Annotated in this window: 13 protein-coding genes; 7 read left to right on the top strand and 6 right to left on the bottom strand. The window is 62.2% G+C overall.

The features are described 5' to 3' along the window. Positions 1 to 21: 21 nt before the first annotated feature. From KF885_01920 to KF885_01910, 3 genes are all read right to left on the bottom strand, one after another. Positions 22 to 1,002, bottom strand: a complete 981-nt coding sequence (locus tag KF885_01920) for a glycosyltransferase family 2 protein (protein MBX3047913.1) — start codon at positions 1,000 to 1,002, stop codon at positions 22 to 24. Between the two features lie 44 nt (positions 1,003 to 1,046). After that, complete coding sequence (gene arcC, locus KF885_01915) at positions 1,047 to 1,988, bottom strand: carbamate kinase (protein ID MBX3047912.1); 942 nt, start codon at positions 1,986 to 1,988, stop codon at positions 1,047 to 1,049. A 148-nt stretch (positions 1,989 to 2,136) separates the two neighbouring features. Then, the gene (locus tag KF885_01910) at positions 2,137 to 3,525 is read right to left on the bottom strand and encodes an 8-oxoguanine deaminase (GenBank protein MBX3047911.1); all 1,389 of its coding nucleotides are present in this window, start codon (positions 3,523 to 3,525) and stop codon (positions 2,137 to 2,139) included. Between the two features lie 568 nt (positions 3,526 to 4,093). Between KF885_01910 and KF885_01905 the strand changes: the two genes are divergently transcribed. From KF885_01905 to mnhG, 7 genes are read left to right on the top strand one after another with little or no spacing between them, the layout of a single operon-like run. Beyond that, positions 4,094 to 6,478 carry a DUF4040 domain-containing protein gene (locus KF885_01905; GenBank protein ID MBX3047910.1) on the top strand — a complete coding sequence of 795 codons (2,385 nt, stop codon included), beginning with the start codon at positions 4,094 to 4,096 and terminating at the stop codon, positions 6,476 to 6,478. After that, on the top strand, positions 6,471 to 6,899 hold the full coding sequence (locus KF885_01900) for an MnhB domain-containing protein (protein MBX3047909.1): 429 nt from the start codon (positions 6,471 to 6,473) through the stop codon (positions 6,897 to 6,899). Before KF885_01905 ends, KF885_01900 begins: the two co-directional genes overlap by 8 nt. Next, positions 6,896 to 7,363, top strand: coding sequence for an NADH-quinone oxidoreductase subunit K (locus tag KF885_01895; GenBank protein ID MBX3047908.1), 468 nt, complete (start codon positions 6,896 to 6,898; stop codon positions 7,361 to 7,363). Before KF885_01900 ends, KF885_01895 begins: the two co-directional genes overlap by 4 nt. Next, on the top strand, positions 7,360 to 8,925 hold the full coding sequence (locus tag KF885_01890; protein ID MBX3047907.1) for a Na+/H+ antiporter subunit D: 1,566 nt from the start codon (positions 7,360 to 7,362) through the stop codon (positions 8,923 to 8,925). The genes KF885_01895 and KF885_01890 overlap by 4 nt, the downstream gene beginning before the upstream one ends. A 24-nt stretch (positions 8,926 to 8,949) precedes the next feature. Next, positions 8,950 to 9,459 (top strand): Na+/H+ antiporter subunit E, encoded by a 510-nt coding sequence (locus KF885_01885; protein MBX3047906.1) that lies wholly within the window; start codon positions 8,950 to 8,952, stop codon positions 9,457 to 9,459. Beyond that, a complete protein-coding gene (locus KF885_01880; protein MBX3047905.1) occupies positions 9,456 to 9,728 on the top strand; it encodes a hypothetical protein in 273 nt (90 codons plus the stop codon). The genes KF885_01885 and KF885_01880 overlap by 4 nt, the downstream gene beginning before the upstream one ends. 7 nt (positions 9,729 to 9,735) lie before the next feature. Beyond that, positions 9,736 to 10,098, top strand: a complete 363-nt coding sequence (gene mnhG, locus KF885_01875) for a monovalent cation/H(+) antiporter subunit G (GenBank protein ID MBX3047904.1) — start codon at positions 9,736 to 9,738, stop codon at positions 10,096 to 10,098. Between the two features lie 21 nt (positions 10,099 to 10,119). On the opposite strand, the gene folD is transcribed toward mnhG, so the two are convergent. The 3 genes from folD to gyrB all read right to left on the bottom strand — a co-directional run bounded on the left by folD (position 10,120) and on the right by gyrB (position 13,563). Further along, complete coding sequence (folD, locus tag KF885_01870; protein MBX3047903.1) at positions 10,120 to 10,998, bottom strand: bifunctional methylenetetrahydrofolate dehydrogenase/methenyltetrahydrofolate cyclohydrolase FolD; 879 nt, start codon at positions 10,996 to 10,998, stop codon at positions 10,120 to 10,122. 30 nt (positions 10,999 to 11,028) lie between these two features. Then, positions 11,029 to 11,544 carry a hypothetical protein gene (locus KF885_01865; protein MBX3047902.1) on the bottom strand — a complete coding sequence of 172 codons (516 nt, stop codon included), beginning with the start codon at positions 11,542 to 11,544 and terminating at the stop codon, positions 11,029 to 11,031. A 99-nt stretch (positions 11,545 to 11,643) separates the two neighbouring features. After that, complete coding sequence (gene gyrB / locus KF885_01860; GenBank protein MBX3047901.1) at positions 11,644 to 13,563, bottom strand: DNA topoisomerase (ATP-hydrolyzing) subunit B; 1,920 nt, start codon at positions 13,561 to 13,563, stop codon at positions 11,644 to 11,646. Positions 13,564 to 13,932: the final 369 nt, after the last annotated feature.

Here is a 13,932-nt window from a genome sequence, read left to right as displayed (position 1 = left end):
TGTACTGGCTTCGGGTTGTGGCTAGTTTTTCTTGCGGGGCTTGGCCGCCGTCGGGCGTTTGGCAGCCGCATCGTCCGGCCCCTGGCGCACGATGTACAGCGGCCGGCCGCGTACCTCGTCGTACAGGCGGCCGATGTATTCGCCCAGGATGCCGAGCGAGATGAGCTGCACGCCGCCGAAGAACAGTACGGCGATCAGCGTAGTGGCCTGGCCGAAGAAGGCCGCGCTGCCCATCAGGCGCACGGCGATCACCACCGGGATGGCCAGGATGGCCAGCAGGGCGGTCACAAAACCCAGGTAGGTGGCCACTTGCAGTGGAAAGAAAGAGAAACCAGTGATGGCGGTCAGCGCCAGGCGGATCATGCGGCCCAGGGTGTAATGCGTCTGGCCGGCAAAGCGCGCCGCCCGGTCGTAAGGCACCCCTACCTGGCGGAAGCCGACCCAGGCAGACATGCCGCGCAGGAAGCGGTGGTGCTCGCGCATCTGGTTGAGCACATCCACCACCCGCCGGTCCATCAGGCGGAAGTCGCCGGTATCCAGCGGGATTTCGATGGCGGTGATGCGATTGATCAGTCTGTAGAAGAATGAGGCGGTGAAGCGCTTGAAGAAGCTTTCGCCTTCACGGCGGCGGCGCTGGGCATACACCACTTCGTAACCTTGGCGCCATTTGGCGATCAGTTCCGGAATGATTTCCGGCGGGTCCTGCAGGTCGGCGTCGATCAGCACTACTGCCTCGCCGCGGGCGTAGTCCATGCCGGCGGTCACCGCGATCTGGTGGCCGAAGTTGCGGGCAAACAGCACTGGGCGAATGCGGCTGTCTTTTTTGGCTGCTTGGGTGATAAGGTCCGCCGAACCATCCGTCGAGCCGTCGTCCACCAGCAGCAGTTCCCAGCTTTCGCCCTGGGCCTGCATCACTTCGCTGACGCGGCTAATAAACTCCGGCAGGCTGGCAGCCTCGTTCCACACGGGCGCCACAATCGAAAACACAGGTGCTTTGCTCACGATCCCTCGCCGACATTAAACCGCATTCGCCGTGTTCGCGCCGCCTACGGCACGATCCAAGTGCCGGTTTCCCCGGCCAAAGCCTGGCGGATGTTGGCCGGGTCGGTGATCAGCGCTTGTTGGCCACCGCCCTTCAAAAAGCGGATGACCGCCTGCACTTTGGGCAGCATACTGCCCTTGGCGAAGTGGCCTTCTTCTATATACTGCTCCGCTTCGGCCACGCTGATGCGGTCCAGGTCCTTTTGCTGCGGTGTGTTGAAGTGGATCGCCACTTTTTCCACGGCGGTGGAGATCAGCAGTAGCTCAGCGCCGATCTCACGCGCCAGCAGGCTGGAGGCGAAATCCTTGTCGATCACGGCTGCAATGCCCTGCAGCTGGCCCTGGTCATCTGCCACCACTGGGATGCCGCCGCCGCCCACGGCGACCACCGTCAGGCCGTTTTCCAGCAGCTGTTTGATGGCCGGCGCTTCCACAATGCGTTGCGGCTGCGGCGAGGCCACCACCTCACGCCAGCCGCGGCCGGCATCTTCGATCACATGCTTGCCTTCCGCCTGGCGTGCCAGGGCGGTGCTTTCATCCATAAAGGAACCGATCGGCTTGGTGGGGTTGGCGAAGGCCGGGTCATCCCGGTCTACCTGGCACTGGGTCACCAGGGCCACGGCGTCCTTATGCATGCCGCGCTGCTGGAAGGCGTTGTGCAGTGACTGCTGGAACATGTAGCCGATCGAGCCCTGTGTGTCCGCGCCGCACACGTCCAGCGGCACGGGCGGCAGTTCGCCCGCGGCCAGTTCAGAGCGGCGCAGGGCAAAGCCCACTTGCGGGCCATTGCCGTGGGTCACGACCACATCCCAGCCGGCCGCGATCATCTCCGCCACGTAGCCCATGGTCTCGCTGGCTGCGGTGTACTGGTCGGCGCTGCTTTGGCGCGCATTGTCTTTGATCAGGGCGTTGCCGCCCACGGCGACCACCGCGAAGCGCTTAGCCAAGGCAACCCGCCTGGGTCTGGCAAATAGCGACACTGCTCTCTGGGATGAATGCGAACTTCATGAAACCTCGAATTTTTGAGTGGGGGTGGGATGGGCGCAGACCTGCGCGGCCTCAGTGTAATGGCGAGCGCCTCCAGCGGCAAGGCCGTCAGGCGGCCTCCGCCAGGCGTTGGGCGGCCTGGTTGTGCTTTTCGACCAGCATGGGCAGGTCCAGCGTGAGCAGCTGGCCTTCTTTGACCACGAACTTGCCGCCCACCACGGTGTAGTCGGCCCGGGCCGGGGCGCAGAAGACCAGGGCGGCCAGCGGGTCGTGCAGGCCGCCGGCGAAGCCGATCTGCTCCAGGTTCACGGCGAAGAAGTCGGCGCATTTGCCCACTTCAAGCGAACCGATGTCGCTTCGGCCGAGCACGGCGGCCCCGCCGCGGGTGGCCAGCTCCAGCACCTGGCGGGCCTGCATCAGCGGCGGGGCGTCCTCGCCGGAGAGCGAGGCGCCGCGTTGGCCGGCGTCCAGGCGGGCCAGCAGCATGGCCTGGCGCGCCTCAGCCAGCAGGTGGCCGGAGTCGTTGCTGGCTGATCCGTCCACCCCCAAGCCGACTTTGACGCCGGCGTTGAGCATCTTGAGGATCGGCGGGATGCCGGAGGCCAGGCGCATGTTGGAGGAGGGGCAGTGGGCCACACCGCAGCCCATCTGGGCGTACTGGGCGATCTCGGCGTCGTTGACGTGCACCGAATGGGCGTACCAGACGTCATCACCCAGCCAGCCCAAGGTTTCCATCCAGGCCACTGGGCGCATGCCGTAGTGGGCCTGGGTGTACTCTTCCTCGTCCTGGGTTTCGGCCAGGTGGGTGTGCATCTGCACTTTGTAGTGGCGGGCCATCTTGGCTGTTTCGCGCATCACGTCGGCGGAGACGTTGAAAGGCGAGCAGGGCGCCAGCACCAACTGGGTCATGGCGCCCGGGTTGGGGTCGTGATAGGTCTCCACCAGGCGCTGGCTTTCGGCCAGGGCGTTGGCGTCGCTTTCCACTACGCGGTCGGGCGGCAAGCCGCCCTGGCTTTGGCCCACGGTCATCGAGCCGCGCGAGGCTTGCAGGCGCAGGCCGATCTGTAGGGCGGCTTCGATCTCGTCGTCCAGCCGGGCGCCGTTGGGAAACATGTACAGGTGGTCCGAGGCGGTGGTGCAGCCGGAGAGCGCCAGCTCGGCCAGAGCGGTTTGGGTGGAGGTGCGGATGTCTTCGGGGGTGATGCCCGCCCAGATCGGGTAGAGCGTGGTCAGCCAGTTGAACAGGTTGACGTTCTGCGCGGCGGGCACTGCCCGGGTCAGGCTTTGGAAGAAGTGATGGTGGGTGTTAACCAGCCCAGGCAGCACGATGTGGCCGCGCAGGTCCAGCACCTCGTCGGCGCTTTGGGGCAGCTCGGCGCTGGGGCCGATCTGTTCAATGAAGCCGTCACGCACGAAGATCCCCGCGTCGCGCAGTTCGCGGCGCTGGTCGTCGAAGGTGGCAATCAGGTGGGCATTGCGGACAAGCAGAGTGCTCATAAGGCAGTAATCATAAGACAATTGGCGGCAACTTTCCAGCGGGCGGGAGTAGAAGTATTAATTATTATCACTGCAACAGGGGGAGTGACCTTGACAAAGCCAGCATCCCGAAGGGTTTAAAGGATAGCCGCTTTCCTGGAGGGATTGGCGTTTTGGGGTGGAAATTCAAGCGATTTCTCTCGAGGCGCGCAATGGTTAAAACTAACAGATTACTTCGACAGCTGCGTGGCTGCGCAACGCGGCTACGCCGGCAGGACGCCGAATTTTGAAGAGTTTGTTGACAATAATTATAGAGCTTGTTACTATACTGGCTCGCTTGAGAAATTGTGAACAAACAGCCTGGCGTTCAGGTTTTCAGGTGATTATGGCTTGACAATTTTGGCGATATCGCCGCGACGTTGTACTGACGTACTGTGCTGAGTGGGCACGTTCGCCGAGTATCGCCGGGCGGTTTTGTTTTTCCGCTTCAGCTATTTCGTAAGCTGGCTGGCCTTTGAGCCATCTGAATCCAGGATTGTCGTCTTATGTTTGCGGCGGCATCGGCCACATGGATACATACAATTAGACTATGTTGATCACCCTGCTCGCCCTCCTGGCCGTCTCGGCCCCCACTCTGTGGCTGCTCAAGCCGCAGCGCTGGCGCCACGCGGGCTGGCTGGCCGCCCTGCCGCCTTTGGTGGTGACGGCCTGGCTGCTGACCCAGCTGGGGCCGGTGGGTCAGGGCGCGGTGATCCGCGAGCATTATGTCTGGTCTGAGGCTTTTGGGCTGGCCCTGGACCTGCGCCTGGACGGGCTGAGCCTGTTCTTTGGGTTGATCGTGGCCGGGATCGGCGCGGCGATTGCTGTATACGCCGGCTACTATTTCGAAAAGAAAACCACCCTCGGGTATTTCTACGCGCTGCTCTTCCTGTTCATGACCAGCATGCTCGGCCTGGTGTGGGCGGACAACTTGCTGGCCCTGTTCGTTTTCTGGGAAGGTACCAGCATCACCAGCTATCTACTGATCTCTTTCAAGCTTTCCGACCAGAAGGCCTTGGAAGGCGCCCGGCGGGCGCTGATCGTCACCGGCATGGGCGCCTTGGCCATGCTGGGCGGTTTCGTGCTCCTGGGGCAGATCGGCGGCAGCTACACTATCAGCGCCCTGCTGGCCCTGCCGCCGGCCACCTTCACCAGCCATGCCTTGTTTGCGCCGATGCTGATCTTGATCTTGCTGGGGGCATTGACCAAATCGGCCCAGTTCCCCTTCCACTTCTGGCTACCGGGGGCCATGTCCGCCCCCACACCGGCCAGCGCCTATCTGCACTCAGCCACCATGGTCAAGGCTGGCGTGTACCTGCTGGCCCGCCTGCACCCCGCCTTTGCGGAGAGCCCGCTGTGGTTCTGGACCTTGCTGGTGGTGGGCGGGATAACCATGCTGATGGGGGCGCTGATCGCTCTGCGCCAGGTAGACCTGAAAGCCATTTTGGCCTATGCCACGGTCAGCCAGCTGGGCGTGCTGGTGATGCTCTTAGCCTTCAACAGCCAAACCGCGGCCGTGGCGCTGGTGCTGGGCATTTTGGCCCACGCCTTGTACAAAGGGCCACTCTTCCTTATTGCGGGCATTATTGACCACGCCACCGGCACCCGGGACATTCGCCACCTGGCGGGCTTGGCCAAGGCCATGCCCCTGCTGGCGGCCGGTGTGTTGCTGGCCGGTCTGTCGATGGCCGGCATAGCCCCCACCTTCGGCTTCCTGGCCAAAGAGACCCTGCTGGAAGTCTTCTTTTACTGGATGGAAAGCGGTGACCCGCTGGGCCTGGTCGGCCTGATTGCCTCGGCCCTGGCAGGGGCCTTGTTCGTGGCTTACAGCCTGGTGCTGATCTGGGAGCCGTTCTTCCGCCGCGCCGCGCCGCAAAAGCAGGCTGCGGTGCAGCATCCGCCCTCGGCGCTGTTCGTGCTGCCGGTGCTGCTCCTGGCCGGGGTGGGCACGGCGATCCCCTTCATGCTGGGCATCGTGGAGCAGGGCTTATTTGCCGCCCCGGCCAGCGCCGTGCTCGGCGCGCCGGTTACGCTGCATCTGTCTCTGTGGCACGGCTGGACGCCAGTCTTCCTGACCAGCCTGCTGGCGATCGCGCTGGGCCTGCTGGTCTTCTGGCTGCGCCAGCCGGTGCGGGCGGCTTTTGCACAGGCGCCCAAGAAGCTGAACGGCACTGGCATCTTCGATGGTCTGGTGAATGGCTTGTATACCGTGGCGGACTGGAGCACGCGCAGCGTGCAAGGCGCCACACTGCCCACACAGGTCAGTGTCATTTTGCTGGCCGCCACGGGTTTTCTGCTGTACGCGGGGCTGTCCAGCGGGACCTTGCTGGCGGAACTGGGCATCAATTGGGCCGCCAGGCCCACGTTCTATGAAGTGGTTTTGGCCGCTTTGGCTGTGGTGGCGGCCCTGATCACGGTGCGCATCCAAAGTCGCCTCAGCGCCATCATCAGCCTGGGCATGGTTGGCGCCTCAGTTATGTTGATCTATGTCTTCTTTTCCGCGCCCGATCTGGCCTTGACCCAATTCTTGATCGAAGTGCTAACCCTGGTGCTTTTGGTGCTGGTCTTTTTCCGCATTCCACCCCAGGAAGTGCAGCCCATCCCCAAGCGGATCTCGTTGCGCCATTTGCTGATCAGCTTGCTCGTGGCTGGCTGGGGCTTTGGCATGGCCTTGTTGGCGGCGCAGCGCCCCTTCTTTGCCACGATCAGTGACTATTTCTCTTTGAATGTGCTCGCCGCCCATGGCGGCAATATCGTCAACGTCATTCTGGTCGACTTTCGCGCCATGGATACGCTGGGCGAGATCAGCGTGATGGTGGTGGCGGCCTTGGGCGGCTACGCTCTGCTGCGCGCCTCGCGCCTGCGCCCGGTGCAGGACCCCAGCCAACCAACCCCGCCCAAGGCGCGCAGCCGGCGTGGAGACAAGAATGCCTGAACGCTACCTGGCCCTGCTGGACCGCATCCTGACCCCGGTGCTCTTCCTGCTGGCGGTCGTTTTCCTGATCGTTGGTCACAACGAACCGGGCGGCGGCTTTGCCGCCGGGTTGGTGGTGGCGACCGCTTTCCTGATGCAAATTCTGGCGCGCGGCGATGATTTTGTGCGCAAGCTGATCGGCACCTATTTGCAGCCGGCCATGGGCGTTGGCCTGGTGATTGCCATCTTCTCGGCGATACTCAGCCTGCCTGAAGGGGCCTTTTTGCTGGGCGTCTGGTGGAAGATTCCCCTCCCGGGCGGCGCCGTGTTAGAGATCGGCTCGCCGACCTTGTTTGATATCGGCGTCTTTTTGGTGGTCAGCGCTTTTGTGACCTCCTATCTATTGGAACTGAGCCGTCCCGCGCGAGGAAGCCGCCGATGATCGCCCTGGTCTTTGCCGTTTTGGTGGCAGTGCTGATGGGCACCGCCACCTACCTGCTGCTGCAGCGCAGCCCCATCCGGATGGTCCTTGGTCTGGGCCTCTTCACGCATGCCGTCAATATGCTGATTTTCGGCACCAGTGTTAGCGACCGCGGCCAACCGCCGGTTTTGCTGGACAAGGCGGCCTTTGATGGCGATATCAGCCAGTTTGTTGACCCACTGCCTCAAGCGCTGATCCTGACCGCTATCGTGATCAGCTTCGGCATTGCCGCCTTCATCATTGCGCTGCTGCATCGCCGCCACACCCTCGACATGTCCGGTGAGAACTGCACCGACCGCGTAGACGACCCCTTCGCCCTGGAGCCGCGCGCCGAACTGGATGCCGTTGAGGAAGACTACGAGTGGTTGGAAGATGTGGTCTTGCTGCGCCGTCAGGAACAGCAGGCCCGGGAGAGCCGTAAATGAACGTCAATGCTAATTGGCTGGCGGCTCCAGTGGTCCTGCCGCTGATGGCTGCGGCCGTTTCGCTGCTGGTTTCCACCCGGGTGACGCCCAAACAAACCCGTATTCAGCGCAATGTGGCCATTTTGGCCGCAGCCGGCAACTTGCTGGTCGCGCTCTTCCTGCTCTGGCTGACGGCCGGCGGAGACCAGCGGATTGTGCTGCAGGTGGGTTTGTGGCCGGCGCCGTTTGGCATCACTTTGGTGGCCGACGCCTTCAGCGCCATCATGCTGACGCTGACCGGCCTGCTGATGCTGTGCCTGGTTGTCTTTGCTTCAGGCACCCTGGACGAGCGCCAGGGGCTGAACTTTTACCCCCTGCTGCTTTTCCTGCTGATGGGTGTTAATGGCGCCTTTGTCGCCGGCGATCTTTTCAATCTTTATGTATTTTTCGAAGTGTTGCTGATGGCCAGCTTCGTGCTGCTCAGCCTGGGCGGCCGCCCGGCCCAGGTGAACGGCGGCCTGCGTTACGTGCTGCTCAACCTGCTGGCGTCCACTGTGTTCCTGGCCACCACGGGTGTGGTCTATGGCACCCTGGGCACGCTTAACCTGGCCCATCTGGCCGAACGGATGGACGCTGCCCCGGATTGGCTGCGGATCGTGATTGCGGGCATGCTGCTGGTGGCTTATGGCAGCAAAGCCGGCATCTTCCCTCTCTTTTTCTGGCTGCCGGCCAGCTATCACACCCCGCACCCGGCGGTGACGGCCATTTTCGGCGGCTTGCTGACCAAGGTCGGCATTTACGCCCTGTTCCGCATCTATCCGCTGCTCTTCCCAGATCTACTGGTCGAATGGCAGCCTTTGATCCTGACCATCGCCGCCCTGACCATGCTGGTGGGCGTCTTCGGGGCCATGGCGGTCAAGACCATCCGTCGCGTGCTCAGTTTCCATGTCATCAGCCAGGTGGGCTACATGGTGATGGGCTTGGGCCTGGCGCTGTCTGGCAACCAACTGGCGGCCGGCTTTGGCATGGCTGCCGGCATCTTTTACATTGTGCATCATATGATCGTGAAGACCGCCCTGCTGATGGCGGGCGGCGCCGCCGAGCTGACCATGGGCACCGGCCGTTTGGAAAAAGGTTACCTGGGCGGGTTGGTCAAGCGTTCACCGGTGCTGGCGGGAGTCTTCTTCGTGGCCGCTTTTTCGCTGGCCGGCATCCCGCCATCCAGCGGGTTTATCAGCAAGCTGGGCCTGCTGCAGATCGCCCTGGATGCACAGCAGTGGTGGATCGCCGGGATCAGCCTGTTGGTCAGCCTGTTGACGCTGATGAGCATGATCCGCCTGTGGCAGAAAGGCTTTGCCGGCCCGCAAGAAGATGTGGTCGCGCCGCTGCGCCGCCCTAACCTGCGCTTGACCGTGGCGCCCATCGCTCTCTTGGTGACGGCCAGCTTGGCGATCGGCGTCTTCAGCGGGCCATTCTTCGAATGGTCTAGCGTGGCCGCCAGGCAAGTCCTTGACCGTCAGGGCTATATTCGGGCCGTGGCACCCACTGACCAGATCTTGCCAATCGGGGAGCAGAGCCACTAGCCGCCGGCCGTGGACGGAGCGCCGATGCCGAAGAAGCAAGAGAACCTGCAAATCATTGCCTTGCTGCTGGTCAATGCCTGCCTGGCTGTGTTTTGGTACATCTTCCTGCCCATCTACGGTGCGGAGGACTTGTTCATTGGCTTTGCCGTCGGCGCCCTGGCTCTGTCGATTTATGAGCGCGGCTACGGCCGCCGCATCGGCTATTTGATCTCGTTCCTGCTTTTTGTGGCCTGGGAGATCGTGCTCAGCAATGCCAAACTCACCTGGTGGATCTTGCATCCAGAATTGGAATTCAAGCCTGGGATTGTGGCTGTGCCGCTTACGCTCGACAGCAACTTTGAGATCATTGTTCTGGTCACGATCATTACGCTGACCCCGGGTACAGTCAGCATTGACATGCGCCATGATGACCAGGGCCGCGATGTGGTCTACATTCACGGTTTTTTTGTAGAGGACCCTGAAGCCTTTCGTAAGGAGATCAAAGAAACCTTTGAGCGCCGCCTGGCCTTGGTCACGCGCGGGGGATGGGAATGATCTCCTTCGACTTTCTGATCGACCTCCTGTTGGGGGTCCTGACCGTCTCGCTCGCCCTGGGTTTCATTCGCCTCAAGCGCGGGCCGGACGTGCCCAATCGCACCGTGGCCTTCGACCTGATCACCCTGCATGCGGTTGGCATGGTCGCCCTGATCGCCATTCGCCACCAGGCCCCGATGCTTTTGGACATTGCTTTGGTGGCGGCGGTGCTGGGCTTTCTGGGCACCATGCTGCTGGCCCGCTATTTGGAAGAATCTGACGAGAAATGAGCCAGCCATGACCACCCTGGAAGCGATCACGATCATTTTGGCCACCATCGGCGTGCTGATCATGCTGATCAGCAGCTACGGTGTGCTGCGTTTCCCCGATGTCTTTATGCGCATGCACGCTTTCAGCAAGGCGGGCACTTTGGGCATTAGCTGCTTGATTCTGGCGGCAGCCGTCTACTATCCCGAATACCTGGCACGCATGATTGTGCTGGTTGTGCTGTTCTTCCTGACCGGCCCAATTGCCACAACCGCGATTGCCCGGGCGGCTCTGCGCGCTTCGACGCCAGAAGACCATCTCCATCTCACCATCAATGAGATGCAAGACGATGGGATGATCAAGAAACCCAGGAAACGGAAGAAAACAGGATAGCTGCGTGGCAGCTGGCCACGTTTAAGCGGCCGCCAGCTCGGCGGCCTTCAGCGTATTTTCCAACAGCATGGCGATCGTCATCGGCCCGACCCCGCCCGGCACGGGCGTGATCGCCGCCGCCTTCTCCACGATTTCATCGAAAGCCACGTCGCCCACCAGCCGCCGGCCGCGGCGGGCAGCCGGGTCTTGAATTTGGTTGACTCCCACGTCAATCACTACTGCGCCTTCCCGCACCCAGTCGCCGCGCACCAGCTGCGGGCGGCCCACGGCCGCCACCAGCAGGTCTGCGCTGCGGCACAGGGTAGGCAGGTCACGCGTGTGCGAATGGGCGATGGTCACGGTGGCATTGGCCCGGGTCAGCAGCAGCGCCACCGGCATGCCGACGATGTTGGAGCGCCCCAGCACGACCGCGTTGGCGCCGCTCAAGTCCAGGCCGGATTTTTCGATCAGCCGCAGGATGCCGGCCGGGGTGCAGGGGGTGAAGCGCGGCTGGCGGTCGCGCTGGGCGAGCAAGCCCAGGTTGGCTGGGTGCAGGCAGTCTACATCTTTTTCCAGGGCCACGGCGCTTTGCACCGCCGCGGCGTCCAGGTGGGCGGGCAGCGGCAACTGCACCAGAATGCCGTGCACATCGGCACGCCCGTTCAGCTCAGCGATCAGGGCCAGCAGCTCGTCTTGTGACATGCTGGCTGGTAGCTCATAGCCAATGGGGGTGATGCCCACTTCGCGGCAGGCTTTGTGCTTGCCACGCACGTAGACCTGCGAGGCAGGGTCCTCGCCGACCAGTACGGTGGCCAGGCCAGGCGCGGGCTTGCTGGCCGCGGCGCGGGCAGCCACACGCTGCGCCAGGACGCCGCGGAGTTCAGTGGCCAGGGCCTTGCCGTCCAGGAGCAGAGCAGTCATGGGTGGGATTATACGAGGTGTGCTGATTTGTCAGCAGTCGAATACGAACCAGCAGATCGGGTTGCGCAATTTCTGATCGTCCAACACCAGTTCCAGGATGGGGCTGGGGAGTTGGGCGCGCTGCCACTCGCATTCCAGGCGGCCGGCTTCTGCAGCCTGGCCGTCTGGCGCCGCGGCGCGGGCGGCCTTAATCGCATAGGCGGCCGCACCCAGCTCGTGCGCTGCCACATGGGCCACCGCGGCGGCCTGAGCTGCGGCATAAGCTGCGAAACGGGCGGCCCCACTCAGGTCTCGGGCGGCCGCGTTGGCATGGCCTGCCGCTGTGCGCGCTTGGGTCATCGTGGCTTCACTGCTCGCCCAGGCCCGCGCCAACTGAATCGCCTGCCGGGGGCGTTCGTCATGGGGCTGAATTTCCTCGAAGAGATGCAACACATGCTCGGCGCAAGCCGCTGCCCATATCGCTAGCAGCTGATGATCGGCATCTTGCAGGGTGCCGCCGCGGCGCACAGTGATGAACCTGGGGTCACGTTTCTTGGGCAGAATCATCGCTGGACTCTCACAGAGACTCTATCAAAAAACGCCGCATACGCGGCGTTTTTTGAGAATGCGTTGGTTTGCTAACAGCTAGCAACTGATCGCTATCCACTAAACATCAAGGTTCTGCACTTCTTTGGCGTGCGTTTGGATGAACTTGCGCCGCGGGGGCACCGAGTCGCCCATCAGCATGTCAAAGGTGCGGTCCGCTTCGGCGGCGTCTTCGATGTTCACTTGCAGCAACACCCGGCGGTCGGGGTCCATGGTGGTCTCCCACAACTGGTCCGGGTTCATTTCACCCAAGCCCTTGTAGCGCTGGATGTTGAGCTTGTCACTCTTGCCGAGCTGCTTGACGACTTCGTCACGCTCGCGGTCCGAAAAGGCCCATTGCACCGTTTTGCCCTTGGTCACGCTGTACAGCGGCGGTTGGGCGATGTACAGGAAGCCGCCCTCGATCAACTCCGGCATATAGCGGAAGAAGAAGGTCAGCAGTAGCGTGCGAATATGGCTGCCGTCCACGTCAGCGTCGGTCATGATGATGATGTGCTTGTAGCGCAGGCCGCTGATGTCGAAGTTGTCGCCAATGCCGGTGCCCAGCGCCGAGATGAGCGCCTTGACCTCATTGTTGGAGAGGATCTTGTCCAGCCGGGCGCGCTCGGTGTTGAGGATCTTGCCGCGCAGCGGCAAAATGGCCTGGAAGTGGCGGTCGCGCCCTTGTTTGGCCGAACCGCCGGCCGAGTCACCCTCGACGATGTACAGCTCGCTGCGTTCGGCATTGCGGTCGGAGCAGTCGGCCAGCTTGCCGGGCAGGGTCAGGCTTTCCAGTGCCGACTTACGGATCACCAGGTCGCGTGCCTTGCGGGCCGCGTCACGCGCCCGGGCCGAGGTCAGGCACTTGGCCACAATGGCGCGGCCGGCGGCCGGGTTCTCTTCCAGGAAGACGGCGAAGTGCTCGTTGACCACCTGCTGTACATAAGTTTGCACTTCAGGGTTCATCAGCTTGACCTTGGTCTGGCTTTCAAACTGCGGGTCAGGTACTTTGACGCTGACGATGGCGGTCAGGCCTTCGCGAGTGTCGTCGCCGGTGAAGTTGGGGTCAGAGTCTTTGAGCAAGCCGGCTTTGCGGGCATAGTCGTTGATGGTGCGCGTCAGGGCCGAGCGCAGGCCGGTCAAGTGCGTGCCGCCGTCCAGGGTGTTGATCGTGTTGGCGAAAGCCAGCACCGATTCGGAGAAGGCGTCGGTGAACTGAACCGCCACGTCCACCGCAGTGCTTTCCAACTCCTCTTCGCGATGGAAAATGGGATGCAGCGCCACACGGTTGCGGTTCAGGTAGCGCACGAAGGAGGTGATGCCGCCCTCAAAATAGAAGGTCATTTCGCGCTCATCGCGCTCGTCCAGCAGCTTGATCGTCACGCCGCGGGTCACAAAGGCCATTTCGCGGAAGCGCTGCAGCAGTGTTTCGAAGCGGAAATCGATCTCTTCTTTGAAAATCTCTTTGTCGTATTTGAAGGTGGTACGCGTGCCGGTGCCTTGACCCTTGGCCATCTTGCGCAGGGCTTTCACCGGGCCTTGTGGGATGCCGCGCTTGTAGTTCTGGCCGTAGACCTGGCCGTCACGCGCCACTTCCACCTCGCACCACTCCGAGAGGGCGTTGACAGCTGAAACGCCCACGCCGTGCAGGCCGCCGGAGACCTTGTAGCTGCCGCCGTCAAATTTGCCGCCGGCGTGCAGGATGGTCATCACCACCTCCAGCGCAGACTTCTTTACGCTGGGGTGCTCATCCACCGGGATGCCGCGGCCGTTGTCTTGTACGCTGACGCTGCTGTCTTTGTGAATGGTGACCTCAATGCGGTCACAGGCGCCTGCCAGGGCTTCGTCGATGGAGTTGTCTACCACCTCGTAGATCAGGTGGTGCAGGGCTTTGATATCCGTGCCGCCCACATACATGCCGGGGCGGCGGCGGACCGCTTCCAAGCCTTCAAGGACTTGAATATTCTCTGCTTGATAAGAACGGGGTTGCTCAGTTGCCACGCAGGGACCTCCGCAAGGGTTTCACGCGTAAAAGTTGGGCCAGGCCCAACCGATTCTATAATATTTGAATGCTTGCTGGCTGGGGAACCAGAGGACTGCTTTCCAGCACACTGCCTAATTCGAGTGGATGTTCTATTTTACCACGACGGCCACAAAGTAGTCGCCCTAGCGCTCGGTTTCCTTGACCGGATTTGGCTACATATGTACAATGGGCCATTAACACCCGCGCTATGCGCAAAAAATTCCTTGAAACAAGAAGCAATCCCAAGAGGCTTGGCCTCTAGTGCAAGGAAACCTGAGAGGAGGTGGATGCTTAGGACAATTCAGCCAACCCTTTCCTTCCTAGGAAGAAACCTTAACCTGAACGTA

This window comes from Anaerolineales bacterium, from assembly GCA_019637805.1.
Classification (GTDB): domain Bacteria; phylum Chloroflexota; class Anaerolineae; order Anaerolineales; family UBA11579; genus JAMCZK01.
Note: the sequence above shows the minus strand (reverse complement) of the source record. Positions and strands in the feature narration are given on the sequence as shown.

Bases quoted from the DNA above. Each gene is read 5' to 3' on its own strand.
- folD (MBX3047903.1), bottom strand. From the start codon at position 10,998: ATGACTGCTCTGCTCCTGGACGGCAAGGCCCTGGCCACTGAACTCCGC.
- KF885_01910 (MBX3047911.1), bottom strand. From the start codon at position 3,525: ATGAGCACTCTGCTTGTCCGCAATGCCCACCTGATTGCCACCTTCGAC.
- mnhG (MBX3047904.1), top strand. From the start codon at position 9,736: ATGACCACCCTGGAAGCGATCACGATCATTTTGGCCACCATCGGCGTG.
- KF885_01905 (MBX3047910.1), top strand. From the start codon at position 4,094: ATGTTGATCACCCTGCTCGCCCTCCTGGCCGTCTCGGCCCCCACTCTG.
- KF885_01895 (MBX3047908.1), top strand. From the start codon at position 6,896: ATGATCGCCCTGGTCTTTGCCGTTTTGGTGGCAGTGCTGATGGGCACC.
- KF885_01880 (MBX3047905.1), top strand. From the start codon at position 9,456: ATGATCTCCTTCGACTTTCTGATCGACCTCCTGTTGGGGGTCCTGACC.
- KF885_01885 (MBX3047906.1), top strand. From the start codon at position 8,950: ATGCCGAAGAAGCAAGAGAACCTGCAAATCATTGCCTTGCTGCTGGTC.
- KF885_01900 (MBX3047909.1), top strand. From the start codon at position 6,471: ATGCCTGAACGCTACCTGGCCCTGCTGGACCGCATCCTGACCCCGGTG.
- KF885_01865 (MBX3047902.1), bottom strand. From the start codon at position 11,544: ATGATTCTGCCCAAGAAACGTGACCCCAGGTTCATCACTGTGCGCCGC.
- KF885_01890 (MBX3047907.1), top strand. From the start codon at position 7,360: ATGAACGTCAATGCTAATTGGCTGGCGGCTCCAGTGGTCCTGCCGCTG.